The organism is Pseudomonas sp. KH_046_2, from assembly GCF_057838985.1.
Genome location: NZ_CM174480.1, coordinates 4893043 through 4912738 on the forward strand (window position 1 = coordinate 4893043; position 19696 = coordinate 4912738).

The 19696-nt window shown below is 61.5% G+C and carries 16 protein-coding genes; 8 read left to right on the plus strand and 8 right to left on the minus strand.

Annotated elements, in window-relative coordinates; all coding sequences use genetic code 11:
- Nucleotides 1-2: 2 nt before the first annotated feature.
- The 8 genes from AC3IX1_RS22200 to edd all read right to left on the minus strand — a co-directional run bounded on the left by AC3IX1_RS22200 (nucleotide 3) and on the right by edd (nucleotide 10005).
- Nucleotides 3-848, minus strand: coding sequence for a carbohydrate ABC transporter permease (locus AC3IX1_RS22200; RefSeq protein WP_489385837.1), 846 nt, complete (start codon nucleotides 846-848; stop codon nucleotides 3-5).
- Nucleotides 841-1749 (minus strand): carbohydrate ABC transporter permease, encoded by a 909-nt coding sequence (locus AC3IX1_RS22205; protein ID WP_008032969.1) that lies wholly within the window; start codon nucleotides 1747-1749, stop codon nucleotides 841-843. Before AC3IX1_RS22205 ends, AC3IX1_RS22200 begins: the two co-directional genes overlap by 8 nt.
- Before the next feature lie 160 nt (nucleotides 1750-1909).
- Nucleotides 1910-3208 (minus strand): ABC transporter substrate-binding protein, encoded by a 1299-nt coding sequence (locus tag AC3IX1_RS22210; protein WP_489385838.1) that lies wholly within the window; start codon nucleotides 3206-3208, stop codon nucleotides 1910-1912.
- A 117-nt stretch (nucleotides 3209-3325) separates the two neighbouring features.
- Nucleotides 3326-4585, minus strand: coding sequence for a D-mannose isomerase (locus AC3IX1_RS22215; protein ID WP_489385839.1), 1260 nt, complete (start codon nucleotides 4583-4585; stop codon nucleotides 3326-3328).
- Between the two features lie 261 nt (nucleotides 4586-4846).
- Nucleotides 4847-6274: an ATP-binding protein gene (locus tag AC3IX1_RS22220; protein ID WP_489388774.1), complete on the minus strand. Its 1428-nt coding sequence runs from the start codon at nucleotides 6272-6274 to the stop codon at nucleotides 4847-4849.
- A gap of 31 nt (nucleotides 6275-6305) precedes the next feature.
- Nucleotides 6306-7037: a response regulator gene (locus AC3IX1_RS22225; RefSeq protein WP_008050538.1), complete on the minus strand. Its 732-nt coding sequence runs from the start codon at nucleotides 7035-7037 to the stop codon at nucleotides 6306-6308.
- A gap of 185 nt (nucleotides 7038-7222) precedes the next feature.
- Nucleotides 7223-8182, minus strand: coding sequence for a glucokinase (locus tag AC3IX1_RS22230; RefSeq protein ID WP_489385840.1), 960 nt, complete (start codon nucleotides 8180-8182; stop codon nucleotides 7223-7225).
- Nucleotides 8179-10005, minus strand: a complete 1827-nt coding sequence (gene edd, locus AC3IX1_RS22235) for a phosphogluconate dehydratase (RefSeq protein ID WP_489385841.1) — start codon at nucleotides 10003-10005, stop codon at nucleotides 8179-8181. Before edd ends, AC3IX1_RS22230 begins: the two co-directional genes overlap by 4 nt.
- Nucleotides 10006-10225: 220 nt before the next feature.
- Here edd and gap point away from each other — a divergent pair, with 220 nt between their 5' ends.
- From gap to AC3IX1_RS22275, 8 genes are all read left to right on the plus strand, one after another.
- The gene (gap, locus tag AC3IX1_RS22240; RefSeq protein ID WP_489385842.1) at nucleotides 10226-11227 is read left to right on the plus strand and encodes a type I glyceraldehyde-3-phosphate dehydrogenase; all 1002 of its coding nucleotides are present in this window, start codon (nucleotides 10226-10228) and stop codon (nucleotides 11225-11227) included.
- 17 nt (nucleotides 11228-11244) lie between these two features.
- The gene (locus AC3IX1_RS22245) at nucleotides 11245-11709 is read left to right on the plus strand and encodes a methylglyoxal synthase (RefSeq protein ID WP_489385843.1); all 465 of its coding nucleotides are present in this window, start codon (nucleotides 11245-11247) and stop codon (nucleotides 11707-11709) included.
- Nucleotides 11710-11786: 77 nt separating this feature from the next.
- Nucleotides 11787-12305, plus strand: a complete 519-nt coding sequence (locus AC3IX1_RS22250; protein WP_489385844.1) for an RNA polymerase sigma factor — start codon at nucleotides 11787-11789, stop codon at nucleotides 12303-12305.
- Between the two features lie 120 nt (nucleotides 12306-12425).
- Nucleotides 12426-13391 (plus strand): FecR family protein, encoded by a 966-nt coding sequence (locus tag AC3IX1_RS22255; protein WP_489385845.1) that lies wholly within the window; start codon nucleotides 12426-12428, stop codon nucleotides 13389-13391.
- Nucleotides 13392-13513: 122 nt separating this feature from the next.
- Nucleotides 13514-16081, plus strand: a complete 2568-nt coding sequence (locus AC3IX1_RS22260) for a TonB-dependent receptor (protein ID WP_489385846.1) — start codon at nucleotides 13514-13516, stop codon at nucleotides 16079-16081.
- 114 nt (nucleotides 16082-16195) lie between these two features.
- Nucleotides 16196-16804 (plus strand): biliverdin-producing heme oxygenase, encoded by a 609-nt coding sequence (locus tag AC3IX1_RS22265; protein ID WP_489385847.1) that lies wholly within the window; start codon nucleotides 16196-16198, stop codon nucleotides 16802-16804.
- 147 nt (nucleotides 16805-16951) lie between these two features.
- Complete coding sequence (locus tag AC3IX1_RS22270) at nucleotides 16952-17341, plus strand: YbaN family protein (protein ID WP_489385848.1); 390 nt, start codon at nucleotides 16952-16954, stop codon at nucleotides 17339-17341.
- A 200-nt stretch (nucleotides 17342-17541) separates the two neighbouring features.
- Nucleotides 17542-19680 (plus strand): methyl-accepting chemotaxis protein, encoded by a 2139-nt coding sequence (locus AC3IX1_RS22275; protein ID WP_489385849.1) that lies wholly within the window; start codon nucleotides 17542-17544, stop codon nucleotides 19678-19680.
- The last annotated feature ends 16 nt before the right edge of the window (nucleotides 19681-19696 follow it).

Below are 19696 nucleotides of genomic sequence, written 5' to 3' on the forward strand. Positions count from 1 at the left end.
TTCTACCCCTTGACCGCGCCGGACGTCAGCCCACGCAGGAAATACTTGCCAGCGAATATGTAGACCAGCAGTGTCGGCAGCCCGGCGATCATCGCGGCGGCCATATCAACGTTGTATTCCTTGGCCCCGGTGCTGGTGTTGACCAGGTTGTTCAGGGCCACGGTAATTGGCTGGGCATCGCCACTGGCGAAGACCACGCCGAACAGGAAGTCATTCCAGATCTGGGTGAACTGCCAGATCAGGCAGACCATCACGATCGGGATCGACATCGGCAGCAGGATCTTCAGGAAGATCGTGAAGAAGCCCGCGCCATCCAGCCGCGCGGCCTTGACCAGCGCATCCGGAATGCTCACGTAGTAGTTGCGGAAGAACAGCGTGGTGAACGCCAGGCCGTAGACCACGTGCACCAGCACCAGGCCGGTGGTGGTGTTGGCCAGGCCGAACTTGCCGAGGGTGAACGAGGCTGGCAGCAGCACGGTCTGGAACGGCAGGAAGCAGCCGAACAGCAACAGGCCGAAGAACAGTTGCGAACCACGGAAGCGCCACATCGACAGCACGTAGCCGTTCATGGCCCCGATGAAGGTCGAGATCAGCACCGCCGGCACGGTGATCTTCACCGAGTTCCAGAAGTAGCCGCCGACCACGTCCCAGGCCTTGATCCAGCCGATGCCGTCAATCACCGTCGGCCAGCTCAACAGGTTGCCGGTGCGGATGTCTTCCGGGGATTTGAAACTGGTCAGCAGCATTACCACCAACGGGATCAGGTAGATCGCAGCGGCCAGCAACAAGGTTGTGTAGATCGCGATACGGCTGAAGCTGAGCGATGGTTTGCCGAGTTGATTAGTCATGGCGTTTGCCTCGCAGCTCGGAGTACAGGTACGGCACGAGGATGGTCAGCACAGCGCCCAGCATCAGCATGGCGCTGGCCGAACCGATGCCCATCTGGCCACGGCTGAAGGTGAAGGAATACATGAACATCGCCGGCAGGTCGGAGGAGTAACCCGGACCGCCCGCGGTCATCGCCGCGACCAGGTCGAAGCTCTTGATCGCGATGTGCGCCAGGATCATGAAGGCACTGAAGAACACCGGGCGCAGGCTCGGCAGGACGATCTTCAGGTAGATGGTCGGCAGGCTCGCCCCGTCGACTTGCGCGGCACGGATGATCGATTGATCGACACCGCGCAGACCGGCGAGGAACATCGCCATGACAAACCCGGAGGCCTGCCACACGGCGGCGATCACCAGGCAGTACACCACGCGATCCTGATCCACCAGCCAGTCGAGACGGAAGCCTTCCCAGCCCCAGTCACGCAGCATCTTGTCCAGGCCCAGGCCTGGGTTGAGCAGCCACTTCCACGCGGTACCGGTGACGATCATCGACAGCGCCATCGGGTACAGGTAGACGGTGCGGATGAAGCCTTCCTTGCGAATGCGCTGGTCCAGCAACACGGCGAGGAACACGCCCAGCACCAGGCTGATGCCGATGAACATGCCGCCGAACAGCGCGAGGTTCTTGCTCGCGACCCACCAGCGGTCGTTGTCCATCAGGCGCATGTATTGCTGCAGGCCGACCCACTTATAGCTCGGCATGAAGCTGGAGTTGGTGAAGGACAGAATGAACGTCCAGATGATGTAACCGTAGAAGCCAACCAACACGATCAGCATGCTCGGCGCGAGTACCAACTTGGGTAGCCAGCGTTGCAGCGCATCGAACGGTGAGGCTTTGCTGAAAACCGCCACAGAGCTCATCGGGATAATCCAGGTTTAGATGTAAGGATCGGAGTGCGATCCCTTGTAGGAGCGAGCCTGCTCGCGATGGAGTGTCAGTCAACATCTGTGCAGCTGACACACCATCGCGAGCAGGCTCGCTCCTACAAGGGGGAACTCACTCAGGTAAATGCCACAGGAATTACTGGGCAGCTTTGACAGCCGAGGCCAGTTGGGCGCTGGCCTTGGCCGGGTCTGCGTCCTTGTCGTTCATGAAGTTGGTGACCACGTCGAAGATCGCGCCTTGCACCGCCAGGGAGGTGGCCATGTTGTGCGCCATGCTCGGTTGCAGGTCGCCGGTCTTGTCGTCCGCGATGAAGTCCTTCGCCGACTTCTGGGCGCACTCGTCGAAGCCGAGCTTGTCCATTTCGTTCAGCATGTCGTTACGCACCGGGATCGAACCCTTGTTCATGCTGAAGACTTTCTGGAAGTCGGTACCCAAGGCGACCTTGGCCAGGTCTTGCTGGGCTGCGATGTCACCCTTGCGATCGGCCTTGAGCTTGAACACCGCCAGGGAGTCGATGTTGTAGGTGAAGGCTTTTTCAGTGCCCGGGAACGCCACGCACTGGTAGTCCTTGCCGGCGACTTTCTTCGCCGCAGTCCACTCGCTTTTTGCCCAGTCGCCCATCATCTGCATGCCGGCCTTGCCGTTGATGACCTCGGCGGCGGCGATGTTCCAGTCACGACCGGCGCGGTTCGGGTCCATGTAGGTGGTGATCTTTTTCAGCTCGGTGAAGGACTTGGTCATCTCCGGGCCGGACAGGGTTTTCTGGTCCAGGTCGACCAGGGCTTTCTTGTAGCCGTCAGCACCCATGACCGAGAGCACGATGTCTTCGAACACGGTGCTGTCCTGCCAAGGCTGACCGCCGTGGGCGAGCGCGATGAAGCCGGCGGCCTTGAGCTTGTCGCCGGCGGCATAGAATTCTTCGAGGGTAGTCGGGGCTTTTTCGATCCCGGCTTTCTTGAACACCTCCGGGTTGATCCACAGCCAGTTGACGCGGTGGATGTTCACCGGCACGGCGACGTAGTCACCTTCGTACTTCACGGTGTCGGAGACTTTCTTCGACAGCAGGCCGTCCCAGTTTTCCGCCTTGGAAACGTCTTTCAACGCGTCGGTGCTGAGCAGGCCAGTGCTACCCCACTCCTGGATGTCCGGACCCTTGATCTGTGCAACGCCCGGCGGGTTGCCGGCTACGGCGCGACTCTTGAGTACGGTCATGGCCGTGGAACCGCCACCGCCGGCGACTGCGCCGTCCTTCCAGGTGAAGCCGTCTTTTTCGACTTGAGCCTTCAGGACATCGACCGCTGCCTTTTCACCACCGGAAGTCCACCAGTGAACGACTTCAACGGAACCTTTGGATTCGGCGGCCAGGACACTGAGAGGGAGTGCAGACAGGGAAGCGAGAGAAATGACAGTAGCGAGGCGAGAAATCGCATTCATCTAGGAGCACCTTTCTTGTTGTTATGCATGCAAGTCTGTTGCTTGCGCTGCATAAGATTCTAAACAGGGGATATCCCCTCGCAGGTAACGAAGGGATGCGCGAATGTCACCGCATGGTTACATAGAACCGCTCTGGGACAACTGCGCCAGCGCCGTGGCCATGCTCGGCGCCAGCGCCAGGCGCGGAATCAGCACGGCTTGCCAGGCGTGGTAAAGATCCGGTTTGCCGGGCCAGATATCGGCACTCGGGCGGTTCAGCGGGTCGAGTTCGTGATGCCAGCTGCCGCCTTCGCGGTCGATGAAATGACTGTCAGAGAATTCCCAGAACAGTCGGTACCAGTGTTCGTATTGTTCATCGCCAGTGCGCTTGAGCAAGGCACTGGCGGCGGCGCTGGCTTCGCAATGGGTCCAGTGCAGACGATGACGGACCACCGCTTTGTTGTCCCAGTCCAGGGTGTAGACAATGCCCGGCGCGCCATCGACGTCCCAGCCGTGGAGGCAATTGTGCTCGAACAGTTTTTGCGCATCGGTGACCAGCCAGCCGGGCGTGAGCATCCCGGCCTTCACCCGCGACGCCTCGAGGTGCAGCAACAGCCGCGCCCACTCGAAACCATGGCCCGGCGTGGTGCCGTAGGGGCGGAAGCCGTCGGCCGGATTGTCGCGGTTGTACTCGCGCAGCGGCTGCCAGGCGCGGTCGAAATGCTCGATCACCAGGTAATCGTTGGCGACGGCGTGACCATGAATTACGCGCTCGACAATCCGTTGGGCACGGCTCAGCCAGCGGTTGTCATCGGTGACATCGGCCAGGGCGAGGAAGGCTTCGGTGGCGTGCATGTTGCTGTTGGCACCCCGGTACGCCTCCTCTTCGCTCCAGTCGCGATTGAAAGACTCGCGCATCGCGCCTTCTTCTTCGCTCCAGAAATAAGTGTCGATGATATCGATCGCATCATCGAGCAAGGCTTGCGCACCGGGACGCTGCGCGACCACCGCAGAACTGGCGGCCAGCGCGACGAAAGCGTGCAGGTAGGCATTCTTGCCGGTATTGCCGTCGCGATGTTCGGCGGCCGCGAACCAGCCGCCATGCAGCGCATCACGCAATGGTCCGCGCAGGGCGGCAATCCCGTGATCGACCAGTTCGGCAAAACCCGGCAAGCCCTGAATGTGGGCCATGGCGAAGCTGTGGGTCATGCGTGCGGTGTTCATGGTGTGGGCTTGCGCATCAGCCGCGAGGCGGCCTTTTTCATCGAGGTTGCCGAAGCCTTCAGGCAGTTTCGAAGCCTTGACGAAGGCCAGCAGGCGCAAGCCTTCGGTGGCGAGCCATTGCTGATGGGCAGGTGCGTTCAGCCAACTGCTGAAGGCCGGTTGGAAGGTGTCCATGGCGTACCTTTTTTGTTGTTATGACTGTGGGGCAGCATAAACAACGGACGAAGGCGGGCTTGTAACGAAGGGGGTGGGTTATGTCACCGAGCTGTGACAATAGACACTGAGTGAACACTTGTGGCGAGGGGGCTTGCCCCCGCTGGAGTGCGAAGCGCTCCCAAAACGATCACCCTCGAATTATCTGTAGATATGAGGTTGCTGATTTTACGACTGCTTCGCAGCCGAACGGGGGCAAGCCCCCTCGCCACAGGGTCGGTGTCAATCCATCGAGCGGGGTAACTGAAGGGTCACCCGCAGCCCGCCCTCTCGCAAATTCTGCAAGCTGACCTCACCACCATGGCTATGGGCAATGTTGCGGGCAATCCCCAGCCCCAAGCCATAACCCTGCTGCTGCCCGGCCAGGCGGAAGTGCGGTTCGAACACCTGCTCCAGCCGCTGCTCCGGCACGCCCGGCCCTTCATCATCGACATGCAGGATGAACGCGCTTTCGTCGTCATCGATGTGCAGGTGCGCGTTCTGCCCGTACTTCAACGCATTGTCGATCAGGTTGCCGATGCAGCGCTTGAGCGCCAGCGGTTTCCCCGGGTACGCCGCCAGCGCCCGCCCCTGCTGGGTCACGCGGCCATTGCCGTTCGGCGCGAGATAGGGTTCCACCAGACAGTCGAGCACATGGTTGAGGTCCACCGGCTCGATGTTCTCGTGGATGTCGGTGTCTTTCACGCATTGCAGCGCGCCCTTGACCAGCAATTCGAGCTCATCCAGATCGCGCCCGAACTTGGCTTGCAGCGTTTCGTCTTCGAGCAATTCAACCCGCAGGCGCAGGCGGGTGATCGGCGTGCGCAGGTCGTGGGAAATGGCGCTGAACAACTGGCTGCGCTCGGTCAGGTAACGGCTGATGCGCTCGCGCATGGTGTTGAAGGCGCGCCCGACCTCGACCACTTCGCTACCCCCGCCTTCGGCCACCGGTTCCACGTCAGCCCCCAGCGACAGGTCCCGCGCCGCCCGCGCCAGGCGCTTGAGCGGACGACTCTGCCAGTGCACCAGCAGGCCGATGAACAACAGCAAAAAGCTGCTGGTCAGGACGATGAACCACACCTGCTGCGCTGGCAGGCCCTGCTCTTCAAGACTGGTGTAGGGCTCGGGCAACAGCGAGGCGATGTACAGCCATTCACCCGGCGCCATCTGGATCTGCGTGACCAGCACTGGCGGATTCACCGGTTCCAGGGTCAGCGCGTAGTGCGCCCAGGAGCGTGGCAACTCGTCGAGCTTCAGGCCGCCATTGAAGATGCGCAGATCTTCCGGGCTGACGAAGGTCACCGAGATGTCCGTGTCCTGACCGAGGGACTGGCGCAACACCTCGTCCACCGCTTTGAGCACCGCCTCTTTGCGCGGGGTGATGGGCAATACTTCCATGCCCAGGGGTTTGTCGTTGAGCGTCACCACGAACCGGGTGCCGCCCATGCTGCGCAACTGATCGAGCACCAAGGGTCGAAACGCCACCGGCAACGAACGGAAATAACTGACGCTGGCGGTCATTGAATGGGCCAGGCTGCGGGCGCTGGTGACCAGACCCTCGAGTTGCGTGGCACGCAGTTGCGACACCCAGATCACGCTCGACAATGCCTGGGCGAACAACACCGCCAGCAGGGTCAGCAACAACATCCGCCCGAGCAGTGAACGCGGCATCGGCACCTTGGCGGCGAGCTTGCGCAAAGACTCAGTGACCATTGCTGGCAACCACGTTGGCTGCCAGTTGGTAGCCACTGCCGCGCACGGTGCGGATCAGCCGTGGCGGTTTTTCGGTGTCGCGCAAGCGCTGGCGCAACCGGCTGACCGCCATGTCGACGATGCGATCGAGGGGCATCAGTTCACGGCCGCGGGTGGCGTTGCCGATGGTGTCGCGGTCGAGGATTTCCTGCGGGTGATCGAGGAACAGTTTCAGCAAGGCGAAATCAGCGCCGGAGAGAATGACCTCTTCGCCGTCGATGTGAAACAGCCGATGGCTGACCATGTCCAGTCGCCAGTCATCGAAGGCCAGCACCTCACCGCCACTGCGCTCCTGACCGAACTGCGCGCGGCGCAGCAATGCCTTGATCCGCGCCTGCAATTCCCGTGGGCTGAAGGGCTTGCCGAGGTAATCGTCGGCGCCCAGTTCCAGGCCGATGACGCGGTCGGCTTCGTCGGAACTGGCGGTGAGCATGATGATCGGCACCTGCGCCTGGCGCGGATGCTGGCGAATCCAGCGGCACAGGCTGAAACCGTCTTCGTCGGGCAGCATCACATCAAGGATCACCAGATCACTCGGCGCCTCGTTCAGCGCCTGGCGAAAGCCGGCACCGTCGGGCGTGGTACGTACCTGAAAACCGGCGCGGGTCAGGTAGGTATCCAGCAACTCGCGTATCTCTTGATCGTCATCGACCAACAAAATCGACTTGTTGACTGAGCTCACGGGCGGCGTCCTTGTTGTTTGAATTGGGCGGATTATGCCTGATGCGCTGAAACTGCAAACACCCCAAAACTACTGTAGGAGCGAGCCTGCTCGCGATGGACGTCAACGATAACGCGTGCTTTCTGAATGTACGCGGTGCCTTCAAGTCCATCGCGAGCAGGCTCGCTCCTACAGGTAATCGGGTTTCAAGCAGGGATTGATTGCTCCAGCGCCACACCCGCCCCCATCAACCCCGAATACGGCGCTGTCACCAGCCACACCGGAATCCCCTTGAAGTAATCGCTCATGCACCCCTTGTCGGCGAAGCACCGGGCGAAACCGCTTTCGAGGAAGAAATCGGCAAACCGCGGAATCACTCCGCCAACGATGTACACGCCACCGCGTCCACCGGTGGTCAGCACGTTGTTGCCCGCCACGCGACCGAGCCAGCAGCAGAACTGCTCAAGCACTTCCACGGCAATCGGGTCACCCGCCAGCCCGGCAGCGGTGATGGCTTCCGGTGTGTCGAGCACCGGCGTGTGCCCGTCCACCGCACAGATCGCCCGATAGACACGGGGCAAACCGCCGCCGCTCAGGGCTGTTTCTGCACTGACATGGCCAATTTCGTTGAAGATGTGCTGCCAGAGTTGGGTTTCACGCGGACTGCTCAATGGCAGATCGACGTGACCGCCCTCCCCCGGCAACGCGGCAAACCGGCCCTCGCCCAGATCGAGCAAGGTGCCGACGCCCAGGCCCGTGCCCGGGCCAATCACCACCGCCGGGCGCAACGGCTCCGGCGTGCCTTCGCAGACCACGCGGAATTCGCCGGGCTGCAAACGGGTCATGCCCAGGGCCATGGCCGAGAAGTCGTTGACCAGCAACAGTTGCTCGACCTGCAAGGTCTGGCAGAAACCCTTGCGGCTCAGGCGCCAGTGATTGTTGGTGAACTTGAATTCATCGCCACTGACGGGACCGGCCACCGACAGGCACACCGAACCCATCGCCCCCGGCGCCAGCCCCAGGCCATTCAGGTAGAGGCTGATTGCCTCTTCGGGGCTGGGGAAATCTGCTGTCGCCAGCACCTGGACCGATTCCAGCTGCTGGTTTTTCCACAACGCGAAACGTGCGTTGGTCCCACCGATGTCACCGACCAAAGCCAGTTTCAATTAAGCGTCTCCAGGGCAGAAGTGAAGGCGCTGGCGCCCTGCTCCGCCGAGCTGAAGGCCATGCGCATGAAACCAAACAGTTCGCGACCGGTGCCGATGTTGTTGCCCAACAGGCCTTTGGCCGGTGTGCGCGCTGCGAATTCTTCGGCGTCCACCTTAAGCTCCAGGGTGCCTTTGACGCCATCGACGCGGATGATATCGCCCTCTTGCACCCGCGCCAAAGCGCCACCGACATAAGCTTCGGGGCTGACATGGATGGCCGCCGGGATTTTCCCCGACGCGCCGGACATGCGCCCGTCGGTCACCAGTGCCACCTTGAAGCCGCGATCCTGCAGCACGCCGAGGAACGGCGTCATCTTGTGCAGCTCCGGCATGCCATTGGAGCGCGGGCCCTGGAAGCGCATCACCGCGACAAAATCCTTTTCCAGCAAACCGGCCTTGAAGGCATCGGCCAGGTCCTGCTGATCCTGGAACACCATGGCTGGCGCTTCGACGACCTGGTTTTCCACGGCTACGGCGGAGACTTTCATCACCCCACGACCGAGGTTGCCTTCCATCACCCGCAGGCCGCCTTCGGCCGAGAATGCGCGAGCGACGGGGCGCAGGATGCTTTCATCCAGGCTGTCGGTCACGCCTTCGCGCCAGACCAGTTGGCCATTGTCGAGGAACGGCTCCTGGGTGTAGCGGCTCAGGCCGTGACCCATCACGGTGTTGACGTTTTCGTGGAGCAGCCCGGCTTCCAGCAGCTCGCGAATCAGGAACGACATGCCGCCCGCGGCCTGGAAGTGGTTGATGTCGGCCTTGCCGTTCGGGTACACGTGGCTCAGGGTCGGCACGACTTCGGAGAGGTCGGCCATGTCCTGCCAGGTCAATTGAATGCCCGCCGCCATGGCGATGGCCGGCATGTGCAGGGTGTGGTTGGTCGAGCCACCGGTGGCGTGCAGCGCGACAATCGAGTTGACCAGCGAACGCTCGTCGACGATTTCGCCGATCGGGATGTAGTCACCGTTCTGCTTGGTCAAACGCGTGACCTGATGCGCCGCTTCGCGGGTCAAGGCATCGCGCAACGGCGTGTTCGGGTTGACGAAGGACGCGCCCGGCAGGTGCAGCCCCATGACTTCCATCAGCAACTGGTTGGTGTTGGCGGTGCCGTAGAAGGTGCAGGTGCCAGGGCTGTGGTAGGACTTCATTTCCGATTCCAGCAGCTCTTCGCGAGTCGCCTTGCCTTCGGCGTACTTCTGGCGCACGTCGGCTTTCTGCTTGTTGGAAATGCCCGACACCATCGGCCCGCCCGGCACGAAGATCATCGGCAGGTGGCCGAAGCGCAGCGCGCCCATCATCAGGCCCGGCACGATCTTGTCGCAGATGCCGAGCATCAGCGCGCCGTCGAACATGTTGTGGGACAGCGCCACGGCGGTGGACAACGCGATCACTTCGCGGCTCGGCAGGCTCAGTTCCATGCCCGGTTCGCCCTGGGTCACGCCATCGCACATGGCCGGGGTGCCACCGGCGAACTGGCCGACGGAGCCGATTTCGCGCAGGGCTTTCTTGATCAGTTCGGGGAAGACTTCGTATGGCTGGTGCGCCGAGAGCATGTCGTTATATGACGAAACTATCGCGATGTTCGCGGAGTTCATCATCCGCAGGCTGTGCTTGTCGTCGCTGCCGCAACCGGCCACGCCATGGGCGAAGTTGGCGCATTGCAGCTTGCCGCGCATCGGACCGTCGCTGGCCGCACCGCGGATCAATGCAAGGTAGGCCTCACGCGTGGCGCGGCTGCGGGCGATAAGCCGTTCAGTGACCTCAAGGACGCGGGGATGCATGTGTAGAACTCCAGGCTAACGGATGTGGCGACCTGATTGTCTATGCTGATCAAAGGCCGGTGTCGATGGGATGACAGACGGTTTATTTGACCATTCGGACCAGTTGATTCAGGTCACTCGTTGTAGATCGAACAAAATATTGCCATCAAAAAGGCTTGTTTTCTATTTTTTTACGAATAATCTTGTAATTCCAACAACAAAACGACGGTAGCGCCGCACTATGACTCTTCGAATCGCAATCAATGGTTTTGGCCGCATCGGCCGTAATGTCCTGCGCGCACTCTATACCCAGGGCTACCGTCAGGATCTGCAGATCGTCGCCATCAACGATCTGGGCGACAGCGCGATCAATGCTCATCTGCTCAAGTACGACACCGTTCACGGCACGTTCGATGCCGATGTTCAGCACGACCAGGAGAGCCTGACGGTCAACGGCGACCGCATTTCGGTCAGCGCCATCCGCAACCCGGCCGACCTGCCCTGGGCCGCGGAAAAGATTGATGTGGTGTTCGAATGCACCGGTCTGTTCACCGACCGGGCCAAAGCCGCCGCGCATATTACGGCGGGCGCGCGCAAAGTGATCATCTCGGCCCCGGCCAAAGGCGCCGACGCTACCGTGGTTTACGGGGTGAACCACGACATTCTGCGCCAATCGCACCAGATTATTTCCAACGCCTCGTGCACCACCAACTGCCTGGCCCCGGTGGCTCAGGTGCTACACCGCGAACTTGGCATCGAAAGCGGCCTGATGACCACCATCCACGCCTACACCAACGATCAGCACCTGACCGACGTCTATCACGTCGATCCGTACCGCGCCCGTTCGGCCACCCAGAACATGATCCCGAGCAAGACCGGTGCTGCTGAAGCGGTGGGCCTGGTGCTGCCGGAACTGGCGGGCAAATTGACCGGCATGTCGGTGCGCGTCCCGGTGATCAATGTGTCGCTGGTGGACCTGACGGTGCATCTGAAAAAAGAAGCCAGCGCAGAGGAGGTCAATGCGCTGATGAAAGAAGCCAGCCAGCACTCCAAGATCCTTGGGTACAACACCCTGCCGCTGGTCTCCAGCGACTTCAACCACAACCCGCTGTCGTCGATCTTCGACGCCAACCACACCAAGGCCAGCGGCAAGCTGCTCAAGGTACTGGCCTGGTACGACAACGAATGGGGCTTCTCCAACCGCATGCTCGATAACTGCCTGGCGCTGTGCAACGCTGAATAAGCCCGGAGCAACAGTCGATGATCGGCATCAGCTTTACGCAAAAAACCATGGCGGCGCGCAAGCGTATCGCCTTGGTCGCCCATGACCACTGCAAGGCGTTCCTGCTGGACTGGGCCGAACGGCAAAAAGACAGACTGGCCCGGCATGATCTGGTCGCCACCGGCACCACGGGGTTGTTGTTGCAACAACGCCTCGACCTGCCGGTGCAAAGCATGATCAGCGGGCCGCTGGGCGGCGACCAGCAGCTTGGTGCGCAAATCGCCGAGCAGCGGGTCGACATGCTGGTGTTTTTCTGGGACCCGTTCGAACCCCAGCCCCACGACCCGGATATCAAGGCATTGCTGCGGGTCGCGGCGGTATGGAACATCCCGGTGGCCTGCAATGAATGCAGCGCCGACTACCTGCTCAGCAGCCCGTTGATGGATCAGGCGCACCCCCATCGGATTCCCGATTACGCCACCTATTTGCAGGGCCGCGCATAAAGCTTCACAAATCAGCACTTGACCACTCGAGTAGATGATAAGCATTATCATCTACTCGAAATGGATCAGGTTCTCCCGTGAGTCAGTCGCGCTTCAACCACGTTTTCCTCGCCCAGCGCACCTCCCTGCTGCGCACGCTGGAACGGATGGTCAACAATCACAGCACTGCTGAAGACCTCTTGCAGGAAACCTACCTGCGGGTGACCCGCGCATTGAGCGAACGGGCCATCGATCATCTTGAGCCCTTTGTCTTCCAGACGGCGCGCAACCTGGCGCTGGACCATTTGCGCGCGCGACGCATCCATTCGCGCACCATGGTCGAGGACGTGCCGCAGGAGGTAATGCACAGCATCGCCGCCCCCACCAGCAGCGCCGAAGACGCCGCCCACGCCGAACAATTGCTGGAGCGCCTGAACGTGAGCCTCGGTCAACTCAGCGCCCGCCAACAGCGGATTTTCATCCTCAGCCGCCTGCACGGGCACAGCTACCAGGAAATCGCCGAGGAGCTGAACGTGTCCCTCAGCACCGTGCAGAAAGAACTCAAATTGATCATGTCGATCTGCATCGGGGTTGCCGATCGCTTGAACGCCAACTGAGCGCCAAGGCCCTGCGCTTATCTGGACCGACTGCGCTGATCACCGGGCTTTGCTACCCTTGGCCCACTTTTACGCTTCACTAAAAAAACAGCCGTGCACAGACACTGCCGAGGAAACACCGTGACGGACAACCACCGCTCCCCAGAGCCTTCATCGGCGCAGGACCCCGCAAGCGCGATGGACCAGGCCCTGGACTGGCTGATCGTGCTCGGCAGTCCCGACGAGGAGCAGACCCGCCAGTTCCATGCATGGCTCGATGCCGATCCGCTCAATGCCCAGGCGTTCGCCAAGGCCCAGGCGATCTGGGACGGCCCGCAAGTGGCGCAATGCGCGCAAAGCCTGGCCGCGCGGCCAGCGAAAGTCACTGTCCTCGCCCGTCTGCGTCCGCACTGGAAACCACTGGCCACCGCCGCCGTGCTGATCCTCGGACTGTTCAGTTTCAGCAGTTTGCCAATGCGCCTGCAGGCCGATCACCTGACTGTGGTCGGCGAGCGTCAGCGCCTGCAACTGGAGGACGGGTCCAAGGTCCTGCTCAATACCAATTCGGCGTTCTCAAGCACCATCAACGACCAGCAACGTGTCGCCCGCCTGTATCAGGGCGAAGCGTTTTTCGAAGTGCAGGCCAATCGCGGCCAACCACTGGAAATCGACGCTGGCCCGGTCACGGCCAGCGTTCGCGATACGGCATTTGCCGTGCGTTACCTCGACGGCGTGGCGCAGGTGCGGGTGCAACGCGGCGATGTCGACTTGCGCGCCACCCGGGATGATGCGCGGGTGCGCTTGTCCGCCGGGGAAAGCATTCGCATCGGCCCCAACGGCTTCGATCGCCCGGCCAAACTGGATGCAGCCACCGACCTGGCGTGGGTCCAGGGACGGCTGGTGTTCGAAAACTGCCCGTTGAACCAGGTGCTGGCAGAACTTCGCCGCTACTACCCGGGCTGGATCATCAACAACAACGAACAGTTGGCCGATGTCACCGTGACGGGCAACTACCGCCTCGATCAGCCGCTGGACGTGGTTCGTTCCCTGGCCCACATCACCTCGGCCCGGCTCCAGGAATTCCCGGCATTGGTCATCCTGAACTGAATGAGAATTATTTTTACTCGATAGCCAAACCCCGTACGTCTCGTTATAGCCAATGCAATTGATTCGCATCTCACCCTGCCAATCAGCACCTATAAAGATTCGTGCGACACGGAGCGCTATCGATGTCCCCTCGCCTTACCCGCCAAGCCCCTACACCTTCCCGCGTGCTGTCGCTGCTGACCGCCGCCATCCTGATGGCCGGTACCGCACCGCTCATGGCCGCCACTGCCACCGAGCAATCGACCCGCAAAATGGGCGACTACGCGTTCGCCATTCCCCAGCAATCACTAGTGTCGGCAATCAATGCCTTTACCGCCGTGACGGGCTGGCAGGTCGGCGTGTCGTCGGAATTGGCGCAAGGGGTGGCCTCGCCGGGAGTACGCGGTTTGCTGTCACCGGAGAAAGCGCTGGATCGCCTGTTGGCGGGGACCAACCTGGGCTATCGCAAACTGGGCAACAACAGCATCGTTCTGGAAAAGCGCAGTGGTAGCAGCACGCTCAACCTGCAACAGGTGACCATCAGCGCCACCCGTAACGAGCAGGATGTGAACAGCGTGCCGAGCACGGTCTCTGTCTACACGCGCGAAGATCTGGACCGCAACAACGTCAATACCATCAAGGAACTGGTGCGCTACGAACCCGGTGTTTCGGTAGGTGGCGCAGGCCAACGCGCTGGCATCACCGGCTACAACATTCGCGGCATCGATGGCGACCGCGTGCTGACCCAGGTCGATGGTGTTCAAGTGCCCGACGGTTTCTTCAACGGCCCCTATGCCCAGACCAACCGCAACTATGTCGACCCGGAAATCGTCAAGCGTGTGGAAATCCTCCGGGGCCCGGCGTCAGTGCTGTATGGCAGCAGCGCCATTGGCGGTGCGGTCAGCTACTACACGCTGGGCCCGGACGACATCATCAAGCCGGGCAAGGATGTCGGCGCGCGCCTGAAAACCGGCTACAGCTCCGCCGACGACAGCTGGCTGACTTCCGGCACCATCGCCGGTCGCACCGGCGAGTTCGATGGCCTGTTGCATCTCAGTCAACGCAACGGTCATGAAACAGAGTCCTATGGCGAAACCGGCGGCACTGGCCTGAACCGCACTGAAGCCAACCCCCAGGACGCTCGCACCACCAGCGTGCTGGCAAAACTGGGCTGGAATTACGCCGACGACGCGCGTTTTGGCCTGACCTACGAGCATTACAAAGACGACCGCGACACCAATCAATTGAGCGCAGTGGGCGGCCCGTTCAATGCCGGACGCGGTTTCGGCTACTACAAGTCCCGTACCGGTAACGACACGATCACCCGCGAACGCTTTGGCCTGGAACACAGCTTCGGCCTGGACAGCGCACTGGCTGACAACATCAAGTGGACGCTGAACTACCAGATCGCCAAGACCGACCAGACCACCGAGGAAATCTACGCGCCGCCGTCACGAACCGTGCTGCGTAACCGCGATACCACCTACAAGGACCGCCAATGGGTATTCGATGCCCAGGCTGACAAGTCGTTTGCCATCGCCGACACCGAACACCTCGTCACCTATGGCACCACCATCAAGCAGGACAAAGTCACCGGCCTGCGTACCGGTACCGGCACCTGCCTGACCGTGGCCGGCGCCTGCCGTGTCATTGGCGCTCCTAGCGCCACCGACACGCTGACACCCGCCAGTGACTTCCCGGACCCGACCATCAACAGCTACGCCCTGTTCGCCCAGGATCAGATCAGCTGGGGCAACTGGACCTTTGCGCCAGGTGCTCGCTACGACTACACCGAGCTCAAACCGCACATCACCGACGAGTTCCTGGCCACCGCCGACCAGAGCCGCAACGGCGTGGTGAGCGACGAGACCAAGACCTGGCATCGCCTGTCGCCGAAGTTCGGCACCACCTACAGCTTCAACGACCACTACACGTGGTACGGCCAGTACGCCGAAGGCTTCCGCACCCCGACCGCCAAGGCGTTGTACGGTCGTTTCGAAAACATCGCTGGCGGCTATAAGGTCGCGCCGAATCCGGACCTCGAACCGGAAAAGAGCAAAAGCTACGAGACGGGTTTGCGCGGCAACTTCGAGCAGGGATCGTTTGACGTAGCAGTGTTTTACAACAAATACCGCGACTTCATTAACGAGAACGCCATCACTCCTGGCTACACCGAGACCACGTTCCAGAGCAACAACATCAAGCACGCCACCATCAAGGGTGCCGAGGTCAAGGGTCGCCTGAACCTGGACGCCTTCGGCGCGCCGCAAGGCCTCTACACCCAGGGCTCGGTGGCCTATGCCTACGGTCGCAACGACGACAACGGCGAGCCGCTCAACAGCGTCAACCCGCTGACCGGCGTATTCGGCCTCGGCTACGAGCAGGACACCTACGGCGGCTTGCTTAGCTGGACGCTGGTGAAGAAGAAGGACCGCGTCGACAGCACCAGCTTCAAGACCCCGGACGGCACCAGCACCCAGTTCAAGACCCCGGGCTTCGGCATTCTGGACCTGAGTGCGTTCTACAAGGTGACCGACGACGTGACCGTCAGCGGCGGCGTCTACAACCTCACCGACAAGAAATACTGGCTGTGGGATGACGTGCGCGGCTACGACAGCGTTGGCGAAGCCTCGGTGACCCAACCGGCCAACCTCGATCGCCTGACCCAGCCGGGTCGCAACTTTGCGGTCAACCTGATCTGGGATATCTGATCCGTTCATCCCGCCGGGCGGTTAAATCAAGCCGCCCGGTGAGGATTTTTTACTGTCAGGTGCCTTGCTGTTCGTCTCGTTACCAAGCGCCTCTTCTTTCTCCAAGGAATTGCCATGACTACCCAGGCCACCGAACAACGCCCCAACCTGCGTTCGCAACGTTTGAACCAGATCACCAACGAGCCGCACAGCAAGCTCGATGCGCTGGTCAAGGCCCATGCCCCGTTTGAAACCCCGGCCAATTTTGCCCGCTTCGTAGTGGCGCAGTACCTGTTCCAGTCGGAACTGGTGTCGCTGTACAACGATGCCGAACTGACCGCCATCGTCCCGGACCTGCCGGCTCGCTGCCGCGCCGATGCAGCCAGGGCCGACCTCGCGGACCTGGACACCGACGTACCGGCGCCTGTCGTCGGTGCGTTGAAGCACCCGACCAAGGCCGAAGCCTTGGGCTGGATCTTTGTTTCGGAAGGTTCGAAGCTTGGTGCGGCGTTCCTGATCAAGCGTGCCGTGGGCCTTGGCCTGAGCGAAACCTTCGGCGCCCGCCACCTCGGCGAACCGGCCGGTGGCCGCGCTGAAGGCTGGAAGAGCTTCGTCAAGACCCTGGATGGCCTGGCCTTCAGCGCCCAGGAAGAAGCCGACGTGGAAAAAGGCGCTATCGACGCGTTCAACCGGTTTACCGTATTGCTGGAGCAGGCTTACGCTACCGCGCCAGAAATCGCCTGACACACCACCACCCCTGTGGGAGCGAGCTCGCTCGCGATTGCGGCCTGACATTAAAAACATGTCGACTGACACTCCGCCATCGCGAGCAAGCTCGCTCCCACAGAGGCCCGAGCAAGTCTGCGAGATCCGACGAAATCCCTTGAACCCATGCCCACCTCTTCAAAACTCTCCCGCCTCCTCTTCGGCCTGCTGGCCTACGTCAGCCTGGGCATCGGCCTGATCGCCATCGTCATACCCGGCCTGCCTACCACCGAGTTCATCCTGCTCGCCGCCTGGGCCGCGACGCGCAGTTCGCCGCGCCTGAGTGCCTGGCTGGAAAACCACCGGCTGTTCGGCCCCATCCTCCTCAACTGGCGCAACGGCAAGATCATCGCGCGCCGGGCAAAAGTCAGCGCCACAGTCAGCATGCTGTTATGTGCCGGTCTGATGTTAGTGATGCTCGATCACGGCTGGCCGATCTACCTGGCGATTGCCGGGATGGGCCTGGGCAACCTGTGGATCTGGTCGCGACCGGAATCACTGCCGCAACTCTCCTGAACAACTCCGCGATTTTTCTTCGTTTTAAAGCGCTTTTCGGCACATTTTCCTGCGCAAACGTTCAACCATTACCGTTCGTCGGGTTGCCCCTCATGTAACCTCAACGCCACGCCGATGTGCATTGATCGGCGCTAAATGGATTTAGCGAGTGAGCCGCAACGGCCCACAGCCAACACTTCATCCATTCGCGAGTTCGCCCTATGTTCGACTCACTGTCCATCCGCCTGAAAATCGTCCTGCTGTCCGGTCTGTGCCTGCTGGGCGTAGTCGCCTTGATCGTGGGCATGAACATCTACCAGACCAATCAGAACGATGACCTGGTCAGCGACTCCAGCAGCACAATGCTCACCGCCAGTGGACAGGACCTGCTCCAGGCCAAGGCCGCCGAGCAAGCGGTGCGGGTGCAGAAGACCTTCGGTGAAACCCTGACGGTGGTGACCGCCCTCGCGGATCAGGTCCAGGACATGCGCATCCTGGCCGCCAAGCGCTCCCTTGAACCCGGCGCCCTGCGTGAAGAGTTGAACCAGAGCCTGAAAACCGCCTTCGAGCGCAACAGCAAAGTGCTGGGGATCTGGTTGGCGTTCGAACCCAACGGCCTGGATGGCAAGGACAGCGAGTTCGTCGATGATGCGGCGCGCCAGTCCAACGAGATCGGTCGTTTCGCCACCTACTTCAGCCGTGCCGGTGGCGAAACGCTGAACACGATCATGGTCGAAGAGGACATGACCAAAACCACCCTGAACCTCAGCGGCACGCCGTACAACGTCTGGTACACCTGCCCGCGCGATAGCAAGCGCACCTGCCTGCTCGACCCCTACGCCGATACTGTCGGCGGCAAGGAAGTGTTGATGACCACCATTTCCGTACCGTTGCTGGAGAATGGCAAGTCCATCGGTGTGGTCGGTATCGACATCGCCCTCGACGCCCTGCAAGCGGCGGCGGTCGACTCCCAGCGCGACCTGTTCAATAGTGCCGGGCACATGCTCATCGTTTCCGGCACTGGCGTGCTGGCCGCCTACAGTGTCGATGCCGGCAAAGTCGGCAAGAACATCGGCGACACCCTGGGCGGCGATGGCAAGGACATCCTGCAATTGCTCGCGAGTGGCGCACCGAAGATTCTCCAGCAAGGCGACCTGATCCGCGCGGTGTACCCGGTCAGCCCGATTGCCGATGCCAAGGCCTGGGCCGTGGTGATTGACCTGCCCAGGCAAGTGCTGCTGGCCGACTCGGTGAAGCTGCAAGCGGTACTCGACGATGCCCAGCAAAGCGGCACGCTCAAGGCGCTGTCGGTGGCGGTGATTGCCGGCCTGCTCGGCTTGTTGCTGATGTGGCTCACCGCGTCCGGCGTGACCCGCCCGATCAACAGCGTGGCCGACATGCTCAAGGCCATTGCCAGTGGCGACGGCGACCTGACCCAGCGCCTGCACTACAGCAAGAAGGACGAGTTGGGCGAACTGGTGAGCTGGTTCAACCGCTTCCTCGACAAACTGCAACCGACCATCGCGCAGATCAAGCAAAGCATCACCGATGCCCGGGGCACCGCCGACCAGTCTTCGGAAATCGCCCGCCAGACCAGTGAAGGCATGCAGGTGCAGTTCCGCGAAATCGACCAGGTCGCCACCGCGTCCAATGAAATGAGCGCCACCGCCCACGATGTCGCCAACAGCGCCTCGAACGCGGCCAATGCGGCGAAAGGTGCCGACCAGTCGGCCCGCGACGGCATGTCGATCATCGAGCGCAGCACCCGCGACATCAATCAACTGGCCGAAGAAGTCAGCAAGGCCGTGACCGAAGTCGAAGCCCTCGCGGTCAACAGCGAGCAGATCGGTTCGGTGCTGGAGGTGATTCGCAGCATCGCCGAACAAACCAACCTGCTGGCGCTCAACGCCGCCATCGAAGCCGCCCGTGCCGGTGAAAGCGGTCGAGGCTTTGCCGTGGTTGCCGATGAAGTGCGCAACCTGGCCAAACGCACCCAGGACTCGGTGGAAGAAATTCGCCTGGTGATCGAACGCATCCAGAGCGGCACCCGCGGCGTGGTCGCCACCATGCACTCAAGCCAGACCCAGGCCCACAGCAACGCCGGGCAGATCCAGCAAGCGGTCCAGGCCTTGGGCAAGATCAGCGACGCGGTCACCGTGATCAGCGACATGAACCTGCAAATCGCCAGCGCCGCCGAGCAGCAAAGCGCCGTGGCCGAAGAGGTCAACCGCAACGTCTCGGCGATCCGCACCGTCACCGAAACCCTGACCGGCCAGGCCACCGAATCGGCGCAGATCAGCAGCCAGCTCAATTCCCTGACCACCCACCAGATGAAGTTGATGGATCAGTTCCGCGTTTAAAAACCTACCGAAGATC